The sequence below is a fragment of the Clostridium beijerinckii genome (assembly GCF_018223745.1).
Lineage (GTDB): Bacteria > Bacillota > Clostridia > Clostridiales > Clostridiaceae > Clostridium > Clostridium beijerinckii.
Map to the genome: position 1 here is coordinate 2714102 of NZ_CP073653.1, position 19644 is coordinate 2733745.

Consider the following 19644-nt stretch of genomic DNA (forward strand, 5'->3'; position numbering starts at 1 on the left):
GGCTAAAGTGTTAATAGCTATAATCGATAATTAATTATAAGAATATAATTGAGACATAAATATTAAATTACATTAAATATTCTAGGAGATGAGCAAAATGAAGAATAACAAATTAAGAATTTTATCTTTAGCCTTATTAGCATTCCTAGCTCAAGGATCTTGTACTTATGCAGCAAGTTCGGATAAGAGCGATTATACTAAAGATGAATTAAACAATTTAACTCCAGGATGGGATGCAAAAGACATAGACAAAAGTAACTATAAAGTTGATTCCTATAAAAACTCATTTTCAAGTACGCAGACCCCAGATGCAAAGGATAAGGATACTAGTGATACAACAAGTAAAGACAATACTTCAAGTGCAACAACTGCTGTAGACACAAGTGTAGGAAATGCTATCGTAAGCAGTTCACCGAGCACAGGAAACAGAGGAGATTTTTGGGGAAAGACTTCAGATGGAAAATGGATATTGATTGAACAAGGTGTTCCAGTAAGTGGTTGGAAAATGGTAAGAGGACAATGGTATTACATGGATTCTAATGGAGTAATGCAGACTGGATGGATAAACGATGGAAACAACTGGTATTATTTAAATTCAGATGGATCTATGGCATATAATACGTATGTAGGCGGTTATTATCTTGATTGGAACGGTGTTATGCAATAATCTATTAAAAAATAAATTGTTATAAGTAATTTCTAGGCAAAACTTATGTTTGGTTTAATCAATCAAGCTGTGAGTTTTGTCTTTTTTATTTTGAATAGAAAAGAGTTGAATCTTAATATTTAACAAGCAAGGTATAATAATTTATCTTAAATGGAAAAATGAAAGATGATAAAATTATTATTTATAAAATGATAAAAGATAATGACATTTAAAATTTTAAACATAATAAATATAGTTAAGTGCAAGAAGTTAGTTTTTCATTTTACCAAAATAATAAATATATATACTTGACATAAAGTTAACTCTAAGGTGTAAAATTTATAGGAAAGGTTCATATTCATGGATTTATTACCTGATATTCTTATATTATGATATGAAAAAATAATATAGATTGAGGTATGAGAAACAAAATTCATGGATTACTATTTTTAATAATTATAACTTAAATTATATATTATAAGGAGAGAGCGTTTATGGAAAATTTTAATTATTCAATACCTACTAAAGTTTATTTTGGAAAAGGGCAAATCAAAAATCTTGCTGCCATAATTAAAGAATATGGTAATAAAATACTTATAGCATATGGCGGAGGAAGTATTAAGAAAATTGGGTTATACGATGAAATGATTAAAATATTAAATGATAATTCAATATCATATGTTGAATTGTCAGGAATAGAGCCAAATCCAAGAATTGAAACAGTAAGAAAAGGAATTAAAATTTGTAAGGAAAATAATGTTGAAGTAGTTCTTGCTGTAGGAGGCGGAAGTACAATAGATTGTGCGAAAGTTATTGCGGCAGGAGTAAAATACGAAGTAGATCCATGGGATTTAGTAACTAGTCCACAAAAAATTAATGAAGTATTGCCTATAGTAACAATATTAACACTATCAGCGACTGGTTCTGAGATGGATCCACATGCTGTGATTTCTGATATGACAACTAATCAAAAATTGGGTACAGGTCATGAAAATATGAAACCAAAAGCTTCAATTTTAGATCCTGAGTATACTTATTCAGTTCCTAAAAATCAAACTGCAGCTGGAACTGCTGATATTATGAGTCATATATTTGAAACTTATTTTAATCATACAAAGGGTGTGGATATCCAAGATAGTACAGCCGAAGGATTACTTAGAGCTTGCATAAAATATGGTAAGATTGCAATAGAGAATCCAAAGGATTACGATGCAAGAGCAAATTTAATGTGGGCTTCAAGCTGGGCTATTAATGGCTTGATTTCATATGGAACAAATTCACCTTGGGTGGTACATCCAATGGAGCATGAATTGAGTGCTTTTTATGATATAACACATGGGGTTGGATTGGCTATATTAACACCTCATTGGATGAAATATTCTTTAGACGATACTACTGTTTTTAAGTTTGCTCAATATGGAATAAATGTTTGGGGAATAGATAAAAACTTAGATAAGTTTGAAATAGCAAATAAAGCAATAGAAAAGACATCTGAATTCTTTAAGGAATTGGGTATACCAAGTACTTTAAGGGAAGTTGGCATTAAAGAAGATAAGTTAGAATTAATGGCAAAAAAGGCTATGAATCCATATTTTAAGTATGCTTTTAAGCCATTAGATGAAAATGATATATTAAAGATTTTTAAAGCAGCACTTTAGCAAATACCACAGTGTACGCTTGTGTAAGAAAAGTCTAAATATATTAGATTAATAGCGTACAAATTTTATGAAAATTATATACTAAAATATTAACGGCAGTATACTTACTGCCGTTAATACTATATAAATTTAGAGGGAGATAATGTTTATGGAATTATTTAGTAAAGGTGATAAAGTAGGAATTGTTGCTTGTTCAAATGGCTTAGATAAAAGTAATATATTAAAGATGAACGAGCTAGGACAAGCATTGAAAGAATTAGGACTTATACCTGTATTTAGTGATAATTTATATAAAAATTATTCTGTATTTAATGGGAGTAATAAAGAAAAAGCTGAAATATTAATGAATTTTTTTATAGATAATGATATTAAGGGGATTTTTGATGTATCCGGTGGAGACTTAGCTAATGGCATATTGGATCATTTGAATTTTGAAACGATAAGAAATAATATGAAACCATTTTTTGGGTATAGTGATTTGTCTGTAGTTATTAATGCTATATATTCTCAAACAAATATGAAGACTTATTTATATCAAATAAGGAATTTAATTGGTGATAGAAGAGAAGTTCAAGTGGAAGAATTTAAAAATACATTTATGGATAATGGAAGTAAACTTTTAACATTTAATTATGAATGGGTGCAAGGATGTGCTATGGAAGGAATTGTGGTAGGAGGAAATCTTCGATGTTTATTAAAACTGGCAGGTACAAAATATATGCCAGATTTTAAAGATAAAATTATTTTCTTAGAAAGTTTAGGTGGTGACGTTCCAAAGATGTTCACGTATTTGACACAATATAAACAACTGGGAGTATTTGAACAAGTTAAAGGAATAATTCTTGGTGAATTCAGTGAAATGGAAAGAGAAAAACACGTTCCAAACATTTTGGAAATTACTAAAGAGATAGTAGGAAATTCTAATATTCCAATTATAAAAACTAGTGAAATTGGTCATAGCAAAAGTTCAAAATGCATAATAATTGGAGGAAAAATAAAACTATAGTTTATATGAAAAACCATGTGCGAGTAGAAGTGATTCTTTTATATACATGGTTTTTACATTATTTTATGGAATTTATATGAATTTTAACCTATAATTATATAGTACATAATGAAAATATTATAATGGGAGGGGAAAATGTTAAAAAACTTTAGGACATTATCTATAACAATAGTTATGTTATTAATAAATTCTATTGCTTTTACAGGATGTAAAATTGATACAAGAGATAATTATGGTCTGGATAAGGACAATCCTGTTGCAGTGGAAGTATGGCATTATTATAATGGAATACAAAAAATACAGTTTGATAAAATGGTAGAGGAATTTAATAAAAGCGTAGGTAAAGACAAAGGAATAATTGTTGAGGCATTTAATCAAGGAAGCGTAAGTGAACTTACGGATAAGGTCATTGATATCACAAAGAAAAAAGTTGGAGCAGAAAAAATGCCAGATGCTTTTATGGCATATCCAGATACAGCTTATGAGATAGAGAAGTTAGGACTTTTATCAGACTTTGGCAAATATATGTCAGAGAATGAAATAAATAAATATATAGACAGTTACATAAATGAAGGAAAATTGGATACTGAAGATAAGCTAACTATATTTCCATTAGCTAAATCTACAGAAATTTTAATAGTAAACAAAACAGATTGGGAAACGTTTTCCGAAGAAACAAATGCAGATATAAGTGAGTTTAATACTTGGGAAGGGATCGCAAATTTAGCTAAAAAATACTATGATTGGACTGATAGAAAAACAGAAGCTAAAGATGACGGGAAAACTTTTTTCGGAAGAGATGCTATGGCAAATTACATGATAATTGGAAGTCAAGAATTGGGTGAGGAGATATTCAAGGTTACTAATGGCAAGCTAGAGGTTAATATTAATGAAAAGGTTATGAGAAAGCTATGGGATAATTTTTATGTGCCATATATAAATGGATATTACGGAGCATATGGCAGATTTCGTTCTGATGATGCAAAGGTAGGAAATATAATCGCATTAGTAGGATCTACGTCTGGAGCAGGGTATTTTCCAGATTCAGTTATAACAAATGATGATCAAAACTATAAAATTGAATCTATGATTTTACCGCTTCCTAAGTTTAAAGATTCAAAAGTTGCGTATATGCCACAGCAAGCTGCAGGTATGGTCATGATTAAATCTGACTCTAGACATGAATATGCAGTTACAGAATTTTTGAAGTGGTTTACAGAGTCTGATAGAAATGCTAAGTTTTCAATAGCAGCTGGATATTTACCTGTTAAGAAAGAAGCAAATCATAGTGAATTTATTGAGGGGAAAATTAATAATAACGATGTTTTGGATGTCCCCAAAAAGTCACAAGAAGCTGTTTTAGAAGCTATAGATCAGGAAAGAACATACAAGTTTTATGCAAGTAAAGCTTTTAATGGCGCAGATGAAGCAAGAGATATTTTAGAAAAATCTATGCTGGAAAAAGCAAAAATAGATAGAGAAAAAGTTAAATCTTTGTTGAAAAAAGGAATTTCTAGAGAAGAAGCTATAAAGAGTTTTAACACAGATGATAATTTTAATAATTGGCTTGAAGATTTAAGAAAAAGCATTAATGCAGTTACTTAATTTGATTTGTAATTCATAAAATTACAAAGGTTCAAAGTCACTGCGAGCGGGGTGAAATAATGTTCTTAATAAAAAATAAGAACTCTATAATTAGAAAGTTACTTATTCCAATGGTAATTGTTGTATTAGCACAAGTAGTGCTTTTTGTAAGTGTGGTTCTATTGAGTGGAATTGTTGGGATTCTTAAAAATAATTCATTTAATTTGTTAAACCAGAAAATTCAATCAAGAGGTAGTTACATTCAAAATGAGATGATTCAACATTGGAGTAATGTTAGTGAATCTGAAAGCTTGATTAATGCTAATATTTTGCACAAGCTTCATAGTAATGGGATTACGGTAAAGGATTTGGACAGCAACACACAATTCACTAAAGAGTTATTGGAAGATGTTTCGAGTGATTTGATATTTATGCTCAGAAAGAATTATGTAACTGGAGCATTTTTAATACTTGATAATAATTCTGAAGAAAAAGTAGGATTATATTTTAGAGATTTAGATCCTAATTCAAATCCAAGTGATAAATCAGATTTATTGATGGAAAGAGGTCCTGCTTCCATTGCACAAAATTTGGGGATTCCTTTAGATACATGGTGGAATAACAGGTTTATATTTAATCAGAATAAGAATTCATCTCCAGAAGAATTTTTTTCAAAGCCTATCAACGCAGCTGTAGATAATAAAGGATTATCTTATAAGGATTTAGGATATTGGAGTAAACCATTTTCATTAAGTGATAAAGATATACAAATTGTTACTTATTCAGTTCCGTTGTTAGATGAAAATGGCAAACCATACGGAGTTCTTGGAATTGCTATTTCATTAAATTATTTAAATTCATTACTTTCATATGATGAAATAGACTCTAATGGGAGAGGTGTTTATCTAGTAGGCGTTGACGATAACAAGAATATGAACTTTGAAAAGATTACAACAACAGGACCATTAGCAGGAAAAATACTTGGAGAAGAAAAAAATATTCAGTTTAATAAAAAAGAAATATATGATTCAATATATGAGATAAAAGAACCAGATTCAAAAAATATAGCTTATGCATCAACAAAATATATTAATTTATATAATACAAATACACCATTTGAAAAATATACTTGGGCAATTATTGGAATAATAGAAAAGGATAATCTTCTATATTATTCAGAGAGATTTGAAAGGCTTCTATCGGTATCATTAATTATTTCGACTCTGGGGGGAATAATAGTAATTGTTATTGTAGGTGAAAGGGTTACGAAGCCAATAAGAAATTTAGCTCAGGATGTTAGAGAAAGTAATCCTAGTAAACCAATAGAACTTGGGAAAATAAGTATCTCAGAAATCGATGAGTTGTCATCAGCAATAATGACGTTAAGTTCTAACGTGGCAGACTCTGCTTCGAAAATGTCTCAAATTATAAAATTATTCAATATGCCCATAGGCGCTTTTGAATATAAAATAGGACATGAAGTAGTGCTATGTACAGACACATTTTTTGATGTAATAGGAATTGAAAAATCAAAGCGATTTGATTCATACGTAGATAAAAGATATTTTAGTAAAATTATAAAGAAGATAACAGAGGAGAAAGAAAGTTTTCAAGAAGAAACTTATAGGATTAAAGGAGCGAATAAAGAAACTAAGTGGATTAAGTTAAAAATTTTAGAGGAAGAGTCTAGAACTCTAGGAGTAGTAAGTGATATTACACAAGAAATTTTAGAAAAGCAAAAAATAGAGTATGAAAGAGATTATGATATACTTACTAATATGTTAAATAGAAGAGCATTTCATAATACAGTAAAAGAAATATTAGAAAGCGAGGATCTTAAAGTAGGAGCATTTATAATGTGGGATTTAGATAACTTGAAATATGTAAATGATACTTATGGACATGATTATGGCGATGAATACATAAGAAAAGCATCCGAAATATTAAAGGAATTTGAGAAATATGGAGGAGTTGTTGGAAGAAGATCAGGGGATGAGTTCTATACATTTTTATACGGATATGAAGATAAGTACGAAATTAGAAAAATTGTAAAAAGTATTCATTCTGGTATCGAGAATTCAGTACTTAAGTTACCTAATAATAGAGAATTGAAAGTTAGAATATCAACAGGGATAGCATGGTATCCACATGATGCTATAACTTTTAAGGATTTAGCTAAATATTCAGATTTCGCAATGTATAAAATTAAGAAAACAGTAAAAGGAAATATAAGTGAGTTTAACAAAGAAGAATATACTGAGGATTCTTTCTTGTTCAGCAGTCAAGAAGATTTAAATAAATTACTTGATGAAAAACTTATTAAGTATGCATTTCAGCCAATAATAGATGCAAGAACAGGAAAAATATTTGCGTATGAAGCTCTTATGCGTTCACAGTTAGAGTCCCTTAAAAATCCGCTTCATATAATAAAGCTTGCAACTGCTGATTCACGATTATATGAAATAGAGAAAATTACATTTTTTAAAGCTCTTGAGAGCTTTGTAAGGAATAAAGAGGAATTCAAGGATGCTAAACTTTTTATAAATTCTTTGCCAAACTATGTCTTATCATATGAGGATAGGAAGAGGTTTGAAGAATTGTATGGAGAACATCTTGATAGATTAGTAATAGAACTACTTGAAAATGAACGCTCTAATGGAGATAACATTTCTATAAAAAGAAAAGTAATTGAAAAGTGGAATGCCAAACTTGCTATTGATGATTTTGGCTCAGGATATAATAATGAAGCAGTATTGTTAGCAATTACACCAGATTATGTTAAAATAGATATGGAAATTGTAAGAGGAATTGATAAAGATTTAAATAGGCAGCAGATTTCAAAAAACCTCATATCTTATGCTAAACAAAGAAAAATTAAAGTTGTAGCTGAAGGGGTTGAAACAAGAGAAGAATTAACGAAACTTATAGAATTTGGAGTTGACTATCTCCAAGGATATTATTTTAGCAAACCAGAATTTACTCCACCTGAGATAAGTAAAGACTCAGTTATGGATATTCTGGAAATCAATAAAGAATTTAACACAAAATAAAACCAAGTCATATTTTGGGGGATAGATACGAATGGAAAAAGAAGTAGGCGCTAAAGTTGTTAATGGGAAAATAATAATAGCTGATGGGATAAATGGGGAAATTATAACTATAAAAGCTAAAGAAAATGTAAATCTATTTATTAATGATGTAGAATGTGAAAAGTTTAAACCATATGAAGTAAGTTCAAAAGATAAGATTACTTATAATTGCGAGACAACTCCTGCAAAGAGAGAAGTAAATATAACTATATCTGAAGATAAAATGAAAGCTTATATGACAGTGGAGTATATACCTAAGACTGAATACAAAATAAAGGACAGGGAATTTTACATAAATTTAGCTGTATCTACTGAAGTTCTGTTGAAAGAAGAACCTGAATACTTTACTGTTCAAGAGTTATATAAAAAACTAAAAGAAAAAGGAATAGTTTTTGGAATAAAGGAAGAATCTTTAGAATTGATCTTAAAAGGGTGCTCGAGTGAAGTTTTGGTCGCAGAAGGATTGGAGCCAGTTAAGGATACACCGAGTGAGGTAAAGTTGTTTTTTACACCAACTCAAATGGTTTTTCCAGAACCAGATTCTAATGAGAAAGTAGACTTTAAAAATTTATTTAGAATTTCCAATGTTAATGCTGGAGATAAAATCGCAGAAATAATCCCTGAGATTCCGGGAAAGAATGGAATGAATATTTTGGGTAAAGTTATAGAGCGTGAATATATTCGAAGCTTACCAATTGATGCATCAAAAGGATGTAAGATTGAAAATAATCATATTATATCTCTTATTGATGGAAAAGCACATATTGCTAATAGAAGTGTAAGCGTAAATCCTATTTACACCGTAGAATCAGTAAATATGGAAACTTGCAACATTAAATTTTATGGAGATGTAGAAGTTTATGATAGCGTACAGGATAATATGTTTATTAGCGCTGGAGGTTCATTAGATGTAAGTCAAAATGTTAATATGGCTAATGTTGTTACAGGTGGAGAAATAACAATCTTAGGAAACACAATTAATTCAAAGATATTATCAGGACAAGTAGATATAAGAAAAAAAGAATATTCAGATGTACTTACTGAATTTAAAAATATTTTAGTTAGTATGATAGAGTATATTAACGGATTGAATCTACAAAATTTTGAAAGAAAAGATTTTGTAAAGACACTGACTGAGAAGAATTTTGGGAATTTTCAAAAAGTAGCATTAAATATAATTTCTTTAAATATAAAAAATAAAACAAAACGCAGCAAACTTGTAGATTTTATAAAAGGAAAGATATTAGGACTTAATATCTTGGAAATAAAGTCAATTTATGATCTAAAAACTTTACTTAACATATTGGATAATGAAATAGATTATTATGATAAGAATATAATAGTCCCCCTAGATATTCGGATTGGTTATTGTCAAGAATGCGAGATAAAATCTACAGGAAATATTATCATAGGTGGTAAAGGTGAATATACTTCAAAGTTAACTGCAATGAAGGATATAATTTTTACAAGATCTGATTCGGTGGCCAGAGGGGGAGTCTTATCTGCCGGTCAAAATATAAGTTTAGGAGTAGTAGGGAGCAGAGCATATATACCTACAACGTTAATGGTACCACAGTATGGGAGAATAACTGCTGCTAAAGCATATACAAACACAGTATTTTGCTTTGGTAGGACAAAGGTTACATTGGATGAAGATCTGAAAAATATTAATGTATATTTTAATAGTGAGAAAAGGGCAATTGAATTTGGTAAAACGGCACTGTAAAACTACCTACTCTAAAAATATAAAAAATATAGGGTATGATGGTTCGAAAGAATATGTTTGTTTTAAAAGAATTTTTGGAGAAAATTAAAGAATTATAAAAATAATAAGTAAGTATTTGTCTAAAAAATATATATGTGATATAATAAGTCAACAGTTCATACAAAAGACTCGTATATTTCCGATATTATGGTTGGAAAGTCTCTACCTGCTATCCGTAAATTAGCAGACTACGAGGTAGTGTTTTAGTGCTAAGTATTATTATATTCGCATATAAATACAACACCTCAGCTTTAAGATGGGGTGTTGTATTTTTTTGAAAACTTTTCTGAATATATGTATAAAGAATTTGCGTGTCTATGTATGATTAAATTTTACATAGGGAGATTGAAAGAAAATGGAATTAAGTAACAAAGAGATTTTAATCGAAGATTTGGACTGTAAAAATGAAGAAATTAGCGAGCTTCTTTATGGAGTTGAAGACAAGCCTAATTTATCTACACAAATTTTGCTAGGATTTCAGCACATATTTGCTGCGTTTGGAGGAATTATAGTAGTTCCATTAGTTATTTCTAGTGCATTAGGTTTTGATATAGTTACATCAACAGCACTTATGAGTGCAACTATATTGTCAGCTGGGATAGCAACTTTTATTCAATCGAAAGGTATTGGTCCTGTTGGTGCAAGAGTTGCATGTATAATGGGAACAGATTTTACATTTGTAGCACCATCAATTGCAATTGGGAGTATTTACGGACTTCCAGGAATATTAGGTGGGACAATACTTGGGTCATTAGTCGGAATAGGTTTAAGCTTTGTAATACGACCTATGATGAAATTATTTCCACCACTTGTTACAGGAACAGTGATAACATTGATAGGACTAACTCTATTACCTGTATCGATGGATTGGGCTGCTGGTGGTAGTGGTTCGCCTAATTATGGAAACTTAACTAATATTTCAATTGCTATGATTGTAATGATTATAACTTTATTGTTAAACAGATATGGAAAGGGATTAGTAAGCAGTGCCTCAATATTAATTGGAATGGCAATTGGATACATTGTTTGTATTCCTCTTGGAATGGTTGATTTTTCATCAGTAAGTTCAGCGAGTTTTATATCATTTCCAAAGATATTTGAGCATGGAGTTAATTTTGATCCTAAATTAGTACTTCCATTTATTCCTGCTTATTTTGTTACAACAATTGGAACAGTAGGATGTTTAAAAGCTATTGGAGAAGTTTCAAAGGTTGAAATGGGCGATAAGAGAATTGGAGCAGGAGTATTATCTGATGGACTTGGAAGCATGCTTGCAGGTATTCTTGGAACTTTCCCTAATACATGTTTCAGTCAAAATGTAGGTTTAATTCCGTTAACAAAAGTAGCAAGTAAATATGTGGCTATGATGGCTGGAATAATACTCGTAATACTAGGGTTTTTACCAAAATTTGCAGCACTAATAAATATAATGCCTCAACCAGTTTTGGGTGGAGTAGGTATTGTAATGTTTGGTACAGTTGCGGCATCGGGTATTAAGACTTTAAGCAGAGTCGAATTAAATAACCGTAATTTATTAATAATAGCAACAGCAATTGGACTTGGTGTTGGAATTACATTCCGTCCTGAGTTTATAAGTCAATTACCAGAAGGTCTTAAAATGATTTTCTCATCAGGTATTTCGACTGGAACTATTGCAGCGCTAATATTAAATTTATTATTAAAACAAGAAAAGAGTGGAGTAGAATAGAATGGAAAGCTTACATAAAAGAATTTTAGAAGAAGGACAAGCAATGTCAGAAAATGTACTGAAAGTTGATTCATTTTTAAATCATCAAGTGGATCCGGAATTAATGTACGAAATGGGTACATACTTTAAAAATTACTTTGAGAATCATAAAATAACAAAGGTGTTTACAATTGAAAGTTCTGGTATAGCACCTGCTGTGATGACTGCAATGCAAATGAATTTGCCTATGGTTACTCTAAAAAAGCAAAACTCAAAAATACTGAATGGTGATGTTTATCAAACAACTGTACATTCATTTACTAAAAGTTTAGATTATGAGTTGACATTATCTAAAAAATATATAAATGATGAAGATAATATATTAGTTATAGATGATTTTTTAGCAAATGGCGAAGCGGCACTTGGGGCTGCACGTTTGATAGAAGAAGCTGGAGCAAAAGTAGCAGGAATAGGAATAGTAATAGAAAAGTCATTTCAAAAAGGTGCTCAAATGCTTAAGGATAAAGGATATGATGTATACTCTTTGGCAAGAATAGCGAAACTATCAAAAGGTATAATAGAATTTGCTAAATAAAGTATTTTTATTACAAAGTAAAAATTAAATTATATTTATTATAGATACCCAACTTTAAAACTAGATTTATGTGATAACTTACCGAAATCATAAATATTTTGATTCCGAAAAGCTATGAAAATATCGCTGAAGATTCTAAGCAGCAGGTGTATCCACTTTAGCATGCTCCAACTTTCAGTTTGACAAGCTAAAATGGAACAACCTACAGCTAAGAACCTTTAACAGCTCATTTTCAAATGTTTTCTCCGCAAATATATTTATAATTTCTAGTGAAGATATAAACTTAAAGTTTTAGCAATTTTGTAAATATGTTAATCAATAAGTCGAATTTTTAAATTGTTTATCTATAGCATTTTAAAGAGTGTCTAATAAAGATCTTATAAATTAGAGTTGTTCAATTTTGCATAATACAAGCAAAGTTGAACAACTTTTAATATTTTACAGAGCATTTAAATTATCTAATAGTCATTGGGAGTGTCGCAAAATGATTAAATTTTAATCAGGAGCGATGCTCATTTTCGGTTTAAGCCAGCAAATCTCCAAATATTTGAAATACAATATTAATTATTTAAAGAATTCTGATTTTTAAGCACACTAAAATAAGCCTAGTTAATTTATTCCATAATTAGGCAGTAGGTTTCAATTCATGAAGATGATTCTGAGTTTTTTCATTTTGTATTTTTGAATGTAATTTGTTAATATTATAACCAAAACAAAGCAAAATAAATTCAGTTTGAACGCTATTTTTTCCACGTGTTAAAAATCTATTGAATTCATAATCACTTTTTAGAACTCCAAATGCTCCTTCGACCTGAATAGATCTATTCATTCTTAATTTAGTTCCAAATTCAGTTGTAATATTTTTATAGGATATTTCACGCTTTTCCACAAAAGTTTTTGAAACCTGCATTTTTCTATTTCCTTTTGCTTTTGTGCATTTTACTTTGTAATCGCAATTATCACAGTTTTCGCATTCATACACAGTTACTTCTGATTTGTATCCACTTGCGGATTTTCTATAAATAATAGAGGTAGGTATTAATTTTCTATTGTTATGACAAATATAAAAATCCGATTCAGCATCATATTTCATATTTTCGCGCTTACTTATATCATTTTTAAAACTTCTTTTTTTCCACTTCTCATAAGTTTGTGGTTTTATATAAGGAGTTTGCTTATTTGATTCTAAGAATAAATAGTTTTCTTCGCTTTCATAACCTGAGTCTGCAATTATATTAAGATATTTACGACCAATTTTTTCTTTCATATTATTAAGCATAGGTATTAATGTTGCTATATCATTTCTATCATCAAATATTCCGACGCCGGTTACGTATTCACTTTCAACTGCGATTTGCACATTATATGCAGGTTTTAATTGACTATTTCTCATATGATCATCTTTCATATGCATGAAAGTTGCGTCTGGATCAGTTTTAGAATAACTATTTCTTTTTGAAAATATTTTTTTACTCAAATTATATTTTTCTTCTCTCTCTTTATATTCAGATAGTTGCTCTGTCCACTTTTGAATTTTGGTTTTTCTTTTACCAATTCCATGAACAAACTCTATGTTTCTTTTTTCTTTTTTCATATTCAAGCCATTGAAGAATTTTATCAATATCATCTATTAATGTTTCTTTCTGAACAGTAAATTTTTTTAATTCTCCAAGGTTAATATTTTCTAAAAGAACAAGAATTTTATCAAACATTTTTTCTTCATTTTTTAAAATAGTTTTTTTCCAAACAAATGTATAACGATTAGCATTCGCTTCGATTTTAGTACCATCAATAAATGCATTTTCAAATAGTATTTCATTTTGATTTGCTAAATAATTAACTTGTTGATAAAATAAATCTTCAATTACCTCATTTGAAATATAGTCTTTACGAAATCTACTGATTGTAGCATGATCCGGTGCCTTATAACATTGAAGTAACCACTTAAAATTTATATCTCTTTTGCATGCTTTTTCGATTTTCCTGCTTGAATAAATATTTTGAGAATAAGCATATGATATTATTTTGAACATAATTTTAGGTTCCACTGCCGGTTTTCTTCCAACGGAAGAGTACGCCTTATACAACTTCGTGTAATCTAATCCCTCCAATACATGGCTTAGCAAGCGGACTGAATCATCTGATGGTATTAAATTTTCTAGATTTAATGGTAATATAAGTTGAAAATTATCATTAATCTCAGTATAATCTTTATTGTGTAATTTGGTTTTTAGCATAAGTAAATTATACAATGAATGTGAGTTCTTCGGAATTCACATTTTTTATATCTAAAAAAATGAGCCGCTACAAAACTAACTATGTTAGTTTTGCAACAGCCCCTTCAATGGAATTCATTTTTTTGTGTTTAATATACACAAGATATAAAATAAAATACTTTATCGGGATAAAGGGAGTATAGTACTTTCTTAAATCAATTATTGATTTATGTCATTCTAAAAAGTAAAATAGATATATAATTAATTTCCAATATATGAAATTCTTTATTGGAAAGCTATATAAAATAAAAAGGAGACAAAGATATGAAAGCTTATGAACGTTTATTAAAATACGTTAAGGTATATACTACCTCAGATGAATCTTCAGAAACACATCCAACAACTAAAAGACAATTTGATTTAGCTAATATATTAGTTGAAGAAATGAAGGAAATTGGACTTCAAGATTGTAAAGTTGATGAACATTGTTATGTATATGGAGTTATTCCTGCAACAAAAGGATATGAAAATAAAGCAAGTATAGGGCTTATAGCTCATATGGATACAGCACCAGCGGCTAATGGAAAAAATGTAAAACCACAAATCATAGAAAATTATGATGGCGGCGATATTATTTTAAAAGGAAATAATAGCATTTTGTCACCTAAAAAGTTTCCACATTTAAAAAACTTAAAAGGTAAGACTATAATTACTACAGATGGAACATCATTGCTTGGAGCTGATGATAAAGCAGGTATTGCAGAAATACTTACTGCATGTGAAACTATAATAAATGAAAATATTCCTCATGGGAAAATATGTGTCGGATTTACTCCAGATGAAGAAGTTGGACTTGGAGCGCATTTATTTGATGTAAAAAATTTCGGGGCAGATTTTGCATACACAATTGATGGAGGCGAGGAAGGTGAAATTTCATATGAGAATTTCAATGCTGCAGCAGCAGAAGTGAATATTCATGGGGTATCAGTTCATCCAGGGTCTGCAAAGAATACAATGATTAATGCAACAAATGTAGCTATTGAATTTAATTCTATGCTGCCATCATGCGAAAGACCTGAGCATACAGAAGGATATGAAGGTTTTTATTATTTAGATAGTTTTAATGGAAATACTGAACATGCATCACTAAAGTATATTTTGAGAGATCATAATAAGGAAAAGTTTGAAAATAGAAAATCAACAATGCAATTAATAGAAAAATTATTGAATGAAAAATATGGTGAAGGAACAGTTAGGGTTACATTAAAAGATCAATATAAAAATATGGTTGAACTTATAAAACCTTGTATGCATTTAATAGATAACGCTACAGATGCTATGAAAGATTTAGGTGTTGCTCCAATAATAGAACCTATTAGAGGAGGTACTGATGGTGCTACTTTAAGTTATATGGGACTTCCATGTCCTAACCTTGGAACAGGAGGCCATGCTTTCCACGGTGAATTTGAACATATTGCAGTTGAGAGTATGGACATTTGCACTGAAATTATAATAGAAATTCTAAAGAGATATGCAAATCAATAAATGAGAATATTTAATTTGAAATAAATTTTTTGGATTAAATTACAAGTGAAAATATGAGATTATAAAAAATGAATTATTAAATTAAATATAATATCTCAGGTTTTTAATTACATTAAGAGCCTGAGGTATTATTATATTATTTTATAAAATGCAGAAAATATATAAGTTCTTACTAATGAATACTTTTTTAATGGAAGATGTATTTAAATGAAACTTTTTAAAAAGTCGAGAATTTAAGAACTTAAGAATTTAAGAATAAAGGAATATAAGAATTTAAATTTTTAACAATAAAAAAAACTTATAAAGTTAATAATTTATAGGGAACATAAGGGTTTGTAGAGTATATAGAAATCACCATAAATAATAGATTTAAGTTATTATGCTTAGAATAGTATAAAAATTACTAATATAGCTTGTTCGAGCTATTCTATTTATCTCTATTAGATAGGTAGTTCTTGTGAATAGCATTAAAGAAAAAGTCGGTAATTTCTTCATTAATTTTATCATTAGAATTATTATGGACTTGATTATTTTTCTTTTTTAAACAAGGAGTATGTTCATTAGATTTTTGCTTTTTAGCTGAATCGAATTTTATTATTTTTGAATTGCTCATTATAATATCATCTCCGTTCTTTATTATAGAATGTCTTTCGCCATTTATATATTTTACATACATTAATTCCATGAACGCACCGCCTTATACTTATTAATTAAAATAAAAGTATTAAATAAATTTACTGATAACTAAATATATGAGTCTAGCTTATGAAATATTACATAATAATATTAAAGTAATTTTTATCACCGATATGAGTTATGGTATAATTTTCATGTAATCTTATAAAGGAATAAATATATTTAATCATAGTTATATTATTAATAAGAAATATTTTTGCAGTTAAATATTATATTAGTATATGGAGTGGGATAAATGAAAAATAATGCAGCACAAAGAGAATTTAAAAAGTATAAGGGTCAGATAAATCAAATAGAAGAAATAGTTGAGCATTCAAAGCCAGGAGCATTATTAGAGCATGAGAGTTCAATAAGAAAGAAACTTAGACATCTTAAGGAATTAGAAAATCAGAGTTTAAGAGATTTTAATGAGGTTTATGAGAGATATGAAGAGCTATTAGAAACTGTTTCAAAGAAAATGCTTGATTACTATAATAAAAATAATAATACAAGTTTTGATTTTTATGAAGTAGTGCGTGGAAATTATAATAGTTTTTTAAATCAAGGACTAATGACAATATTAACAAAACAACATATTCCCAAATTAGTTGCAAAAGAATTTGAAGAAAATTTCCCAAGTAATCCTAAAGATGAGTATCGTCAAGCAAGAAGCATGAAAAGAAAGTTCTACATACATTTAGGCGATACAAATACAGGTAAAACTTATAATGCTTTAGAACGTCTTAAAAGTGCAAAAAAAGGTGTTTATTTATCACCACTTAGAATTCTAGCTTTAGAAAATTTTGAAAAGTTAAATAGAGAAGGAGTAATTTGTGATCTTTTAACTGGTGAAGAGGAAATAATAAATGTAGGATCTACTCACACATCATGTACAATAGAGAAAGTTAATTTAAAAGAACATTATGATATAGCTGTAATTGATGAGATTCAGATGATAAGTGATCCTTTTCGTGGAATGGCATGGAGTAAAGCTCTACTAGGGCTTCAATGTGATGAAATACATATATGTGGAGCTGCTAATGCTAAATATATATTAGAAACAATTATAAGTGATTGTAAAGATGAATATGAAATAAGAGAATATACAAGAGCTATACCATTAGAAGTTGAATATAAGAATTTTAGTTATAATGATGTTCAGGAAGGTGATGCTGTTGTAGTCTTTTCTAAAAAAAGAGTATTAGAAATAGCAGAGGAATATTCAAGTAGAAACATCAAGGCAAGTATAATTTATGGTGATTTACCACCTGAAGTTAGGAAAATGCAATACGAACAGTTCATTAATAAAGAAACAAAGATTCTTGTGACTACTGACGCAATAGGAATGGGAGTCAATCTTCCTATTCGAAGAATTATATTTATGAGTATAAGGAAATTTGATGGAGAAGAAGTAAGAGAGTTAACTTCGCAGGAAATAAAGCAAGTAGGAGGGCGTGCTGGTAGGCTTGGTATTTATGACGTTGGGTATATTGCCAGTGTTGGCGGCAATGCAGATATAATTAAATCTAAATTAGAAACAGAAGACGAGGTTATAAAACAAGCTGTTATAGGGCCATCAGAAGCAATACTTAAGATTAGAAGTCTGCCTTTAAATGAAAAATTAGCCCTTTGGAGTACAAGAACAGAAAAATTAGATTATTATACTAAGATGGATGTAAGTGAATATATTTTGATCTTGGATAGGCTAAGGAAATACAAGCTTAATGAAGAAATTCAATGGGATTTACTGAAAGTTCCATTTGATGTGTCTAGAGATGAACTTATGAATGCATTTTTAAATTATGTAGATGAACTATTTGTGAATAAACAGAAAGAATTATTTAAACCCCAAAACTTTAATGGTGGTTTGGATGATTTAGAAATTTATTATCAGAAGATAAACATGTATTACTCATTTTCTAAAATATTTAATTTAAAACTAGACGTTCAATGGGTTTATGATGAGAGATTAAAAGTAAGTGAAGAAATAAATGATATATTATTAAGACTTTAATAATATCAATAATTAATGATGTAATAGGTAATAATAAATTGAGTATTAAGCTTACTTAAATTTGTTATTACCTATTATTTCGTAAAAACACATTTCAAAATAAACATTATAAAATTAGCAACCTAAGAAAGATTTAAAATTAGTAACAAAATATGATAAGGGACAATAATATGAGATTGAAAACATAGAGTAATAATGTTAATAGATAAATTTGTCCTATTTCAATTTTTCATGAAATATTGGAGGTAGCTGATTGAGTAATAATATTATCGAAATGAATAAAATTACTAAAAGTTTTTTTATAGGGAAAGAAAATCAATTAGATATACTTAAGGATATTGATATTAATGTACAAAAAGGTGAATTTATAGCCATTGTTGGCTCATCTGGATCTGGAAAGAGTACATTAATGAATATTATAGGAGTACTTGATAGACAAACATCAGGTCAGTATGTTCTTGATGAAATAGATGTTAGTAAAGTAAGTGATAATAAATTAGCAGAGATCAGGAATAAGAAAATTGGATTTGTATTTCAGACTTCTAATTTAATAGCTAGAACAAATTCTATCCAAAATGTAGAGCTGCCAATGCTATATTATGGAATGGATAGAAGAACAAGAATTAATAGAGCAAAAGAACTATTGGAGTTAGTTGGAATGGAAGATAGGTTAACTCACCTGCCTAGTGAGCTGTCAGGAGGGCAGAAGCAAAGAGTTGCTATTGCTCGTGCATTAGCAAATGATCCAGATATTATACTTGCTGATGAACCAACAGGAGCGCTTGATTCAGAAACAGGAAGAATAGTCATGAATTTATTTCATAAAATACATGAAAAGCAAGGAAAGACTATAGTGCTAATTACGCATGATAATAATTTAGCAAGTGAAACCCAAAGGATATTAACTATAAAAGATGGAAAAATTATTGGGGAAAAGCATCTTTGTTAAAAAATATAAACTCAAATTATTTATTGATATTCCATATTAAATAATTCCGTATTATTGTAATAGTATAGCACATTTATGAAATGTTGTTTACAAATACCAATAACATCGCTAAAGTAATATACGAATTTGAAAATTTATCTCAATGATTATATTAAAATGGAATTTTATAAGGAATTGAAAAGGTTAACTTTAAGATTATCATAAAATTTTCTTGA

General features: G+C 29.1%; 12 protein-coding genes, 1 pseudogene and 1 riboswitch. Of the genes and pseudogenes, 11 read left to right on the forward strand and 2 right to left on the reverse strand.

What is annotated here, in order from left to right:
• The first annotated feature begins 97 nt into the window (after positions 1-97).
• From KEC93_RS26700 to KEC93_RS12460, 8 genes are all read left to right on the forward strand, one after another.
• Positions 98-667: a cell wall-binding protein gene (locus KEC93_RS26700; protein WP_023976524.1), complete on the forward strand. Its 570-nt coding sequence runs from the start codon at positions 98-100 to the stop codon at positions 665-667.
• 473 nt (positions 668-1140) lie between these two features.
• Positions 1141-2304, forward strand: coding sequence for an iron-containing alcohol dehydrogenase (locus KEC93_RS12430; RefSeq protein WP_077869889.1), 1164 nt, complete (start codon positions 1141-1143; stop codon positions 2302-2304).
• Positions 2305-2452: 148 nt separating this feature from the next.
• The gene (locus KEC93_RS12435) at positions 2453-3310 is read left to right on the forward strand and encodes a S66 family peptidase (protein ID WP_077869890.1); all 858 of its coding nucleotides are present in this window, start codon (positions 2453-2455) and stop codon (positions 3308-3310) included.
• Between the two features lie 135 nt (positions 3311-3445).
• On the forward strand, positions 3446-4915 hold the full coding sequence (locus KEC93_RS12440; protein WP_077869891.1) for an extracellular solute-binding protein: 1470 nt from the start codon (positions 3446-3448) through the stop codon (positions 4913-4915).
• Between the two features lie 59 nt (positions 4916-4974).
• The gene (locus KEC93_RS12445; RefSeq protein WP_077869892.1) at positions 4975-7944 is read left to right on the forward strand and encodes a bifunctional diguanylate cyclase/phosphodiesterase; all 2970 of its coding nucleotides are present in this window, start codon (positions 4975-4977) and stop codon (positions 7942-7944) included.
• Between the two features lie 31 nt (positions 7945-7975).
• A complete protein-coding gene (locus KEC93_RS12450) occupies positions 7976-9709 on the forward strand; it encodes a flagellar assembly protein A (protein ID WP_077869894.1) in 1734 nt (577 codons plus the stop codon).
• A gap of 148 nt (positions 9710-9857) precedes the next feature.
• Positions 9858-9959: riboswitch (purine riboswitch) on the forward strand.
• Between the two features lie 144 nt (positions 9960-10103).
• The gene (locus KEC93_RS12455; RefSeq protein ID WP_077869895.1) at positions 10104-11456 is read left to right on the forward strand and encodes a nucleobase:cation symporter-2 family protein; all 1353 of its coding nucleotides are present in this window, start codon (positions 10104-10106) and stop codon (positions 11454-11456) included.
• Position 11457: 1 nt separating this feature from the next.
• A complete protein-coding gene (locus tag KEC93_RS12460) occupies positions 11458-12030 on the forward strand; it encodes a xanthine phosphoribosyltransferase (protein ID WP_077869896.1) in 573 nt (190 codons plus the stop codon).
• Positions 12031-12655: 625 nt separating this feature from the next.
• Here KEC93_RS12460 and KEC93_RS12465 read toward each other — a convergent pair.
• Positions 12656-14267, reverse strand: a pseudogene (locus tag KEC93_RS12465) (IS1182 family transposase).
• Between the two features lie 303 nt (positions 14268-14570).
• Between KEC93_RS12465 and pepT the strand changes: the two are divergent.
• Positions 14571-15791 (forward strand): peptidase T, encoded by a 1221-nt coding sequence (gene pepT / locus KEC93_RS12470; RefSeq protein WP_012058642.1) that lies wholly within the window; start codon positions 14571-14573, stop codon positions 15789-15791.
• A 427-nt stretch (positions 15792-16218) separates the two neighbouring features.
• Here pepT and KEC93_RS12475 read toward each other — a convergent pair whose 3' ends face one another.
• Positions 16219-16476: a hypothetical protein gene (locus KEC93_RS12475; RefSeq protein ID WP_077870002.1), complete on the reverse strand. Its 258-nt coding sequence runs from the start codon at positions 16474-16476 to the stop codon at positions 16219-16221.
• A 246-nt stretch (positions 16477-16722) separates the two neighbouring features.
• Between KEC93_RS12475 and KEC93_RS12480 the strand changes: the two genes are divergently transcribed.
• Both KEC93_RS12480 and KEC93_RS12485 read left to right on the forward strand, forming a co-directional pair.
• Positions 16723-18480, forward strand: coding sequence for a helicase-related protein (locus KEC93_RS12480; RefSeq protein WP_012058644.1), 1758 nt, complete (start codon positions 16723-16725; stop codon positions 18478-18480).
• Between the two features lie 253 nt (positions 18481-18733).
• The gene (locus KEC93_RS12485; RefSeq protein ID WP_077870001.1) at positions 18734-19429 is read left to right on the forward strand and encodes an ABC transporter ATP-binding protein; all 696 of its coding nucleotides are present in this window, start codon (positions 18734-18736) and stop codon (positions 19427-19429) included.
• Positions 19430-19644: the final 215 nt, after the last annotated feature.

Coding starts and splice junctions, on each gene's coding strand:
- KEC93_RS26700 (WP_023976524.1), top strand. CDS start 98: ATGAAGAATAACAAATTAAGAATTTTATCTTTAGCCTTATTAGCATTC.
- KEC93_RS12430 (WP_077869889.1), top strand. CDS start 1,141: ATGGAAAATTTTAATTATTCAATACCTACTAAAGTTTATTTTGGAAAA.
- KEC93_RS12435 (WP_077869890.1), top strand. CDS start 2,453: ATGGAATTATTTAGTAAAGGTGATAAAGTAGGAATTGTTGCTTGTTCA.
- KEC93_RS12440 (WP_077869891.1), top strand. CDS start 3,446: ATGTTAAAAAACTTTAGGACATTATCTATAACAATAGTTATGTTATTA.
- KEC93_RS12445 (WP_077869892.1), top strand. CDS start 4,975: ATGTTCTTAATAAAAAATAAGAACTCTATAATTAGAAAGTTACTTATT.
- KEC93_RS12450 (WP_077869894.1), top strand. CDS start 7,976: ATGGAAAAAGAAGTAGGCGCTAAAGTTGTTAATGGGAAAATAATAATA.
- KEC93_RS12455 (WP_077869895.1), top strand. CDS start 10,104: ATGGAATTAAGTAACAAAGAGATTTTAATCGAAGATTTGGACTGTAAA.
- KEC93_RS12460 (WP_077869896.1), top strand. CDS start 11,458: ATGGAAAGCTTACATAAAAGAATTTTAGAAGAAGGACAAGCAATGTCA.
- pepT (WP_012058642.1), top strand. CDS start 14,571: ATGAAAGCTTATGAACGTTTATTAAAATACGTTAAGGTATATACTACC.
- KEC93_RS12475 (WP_077870002.1), bottom strand. CDS start 16,476: ATGGAATTAATGTATGTAAAATATATAAATGGCGAAAGACATTCTATA.
- KEC93_RS12480 (WP_012058644.1), top strand. CDS start 16,723: ATGAAAAATAATGCAGCACAAAGAGAATTTAAAAAGTATAAGGGTCAG.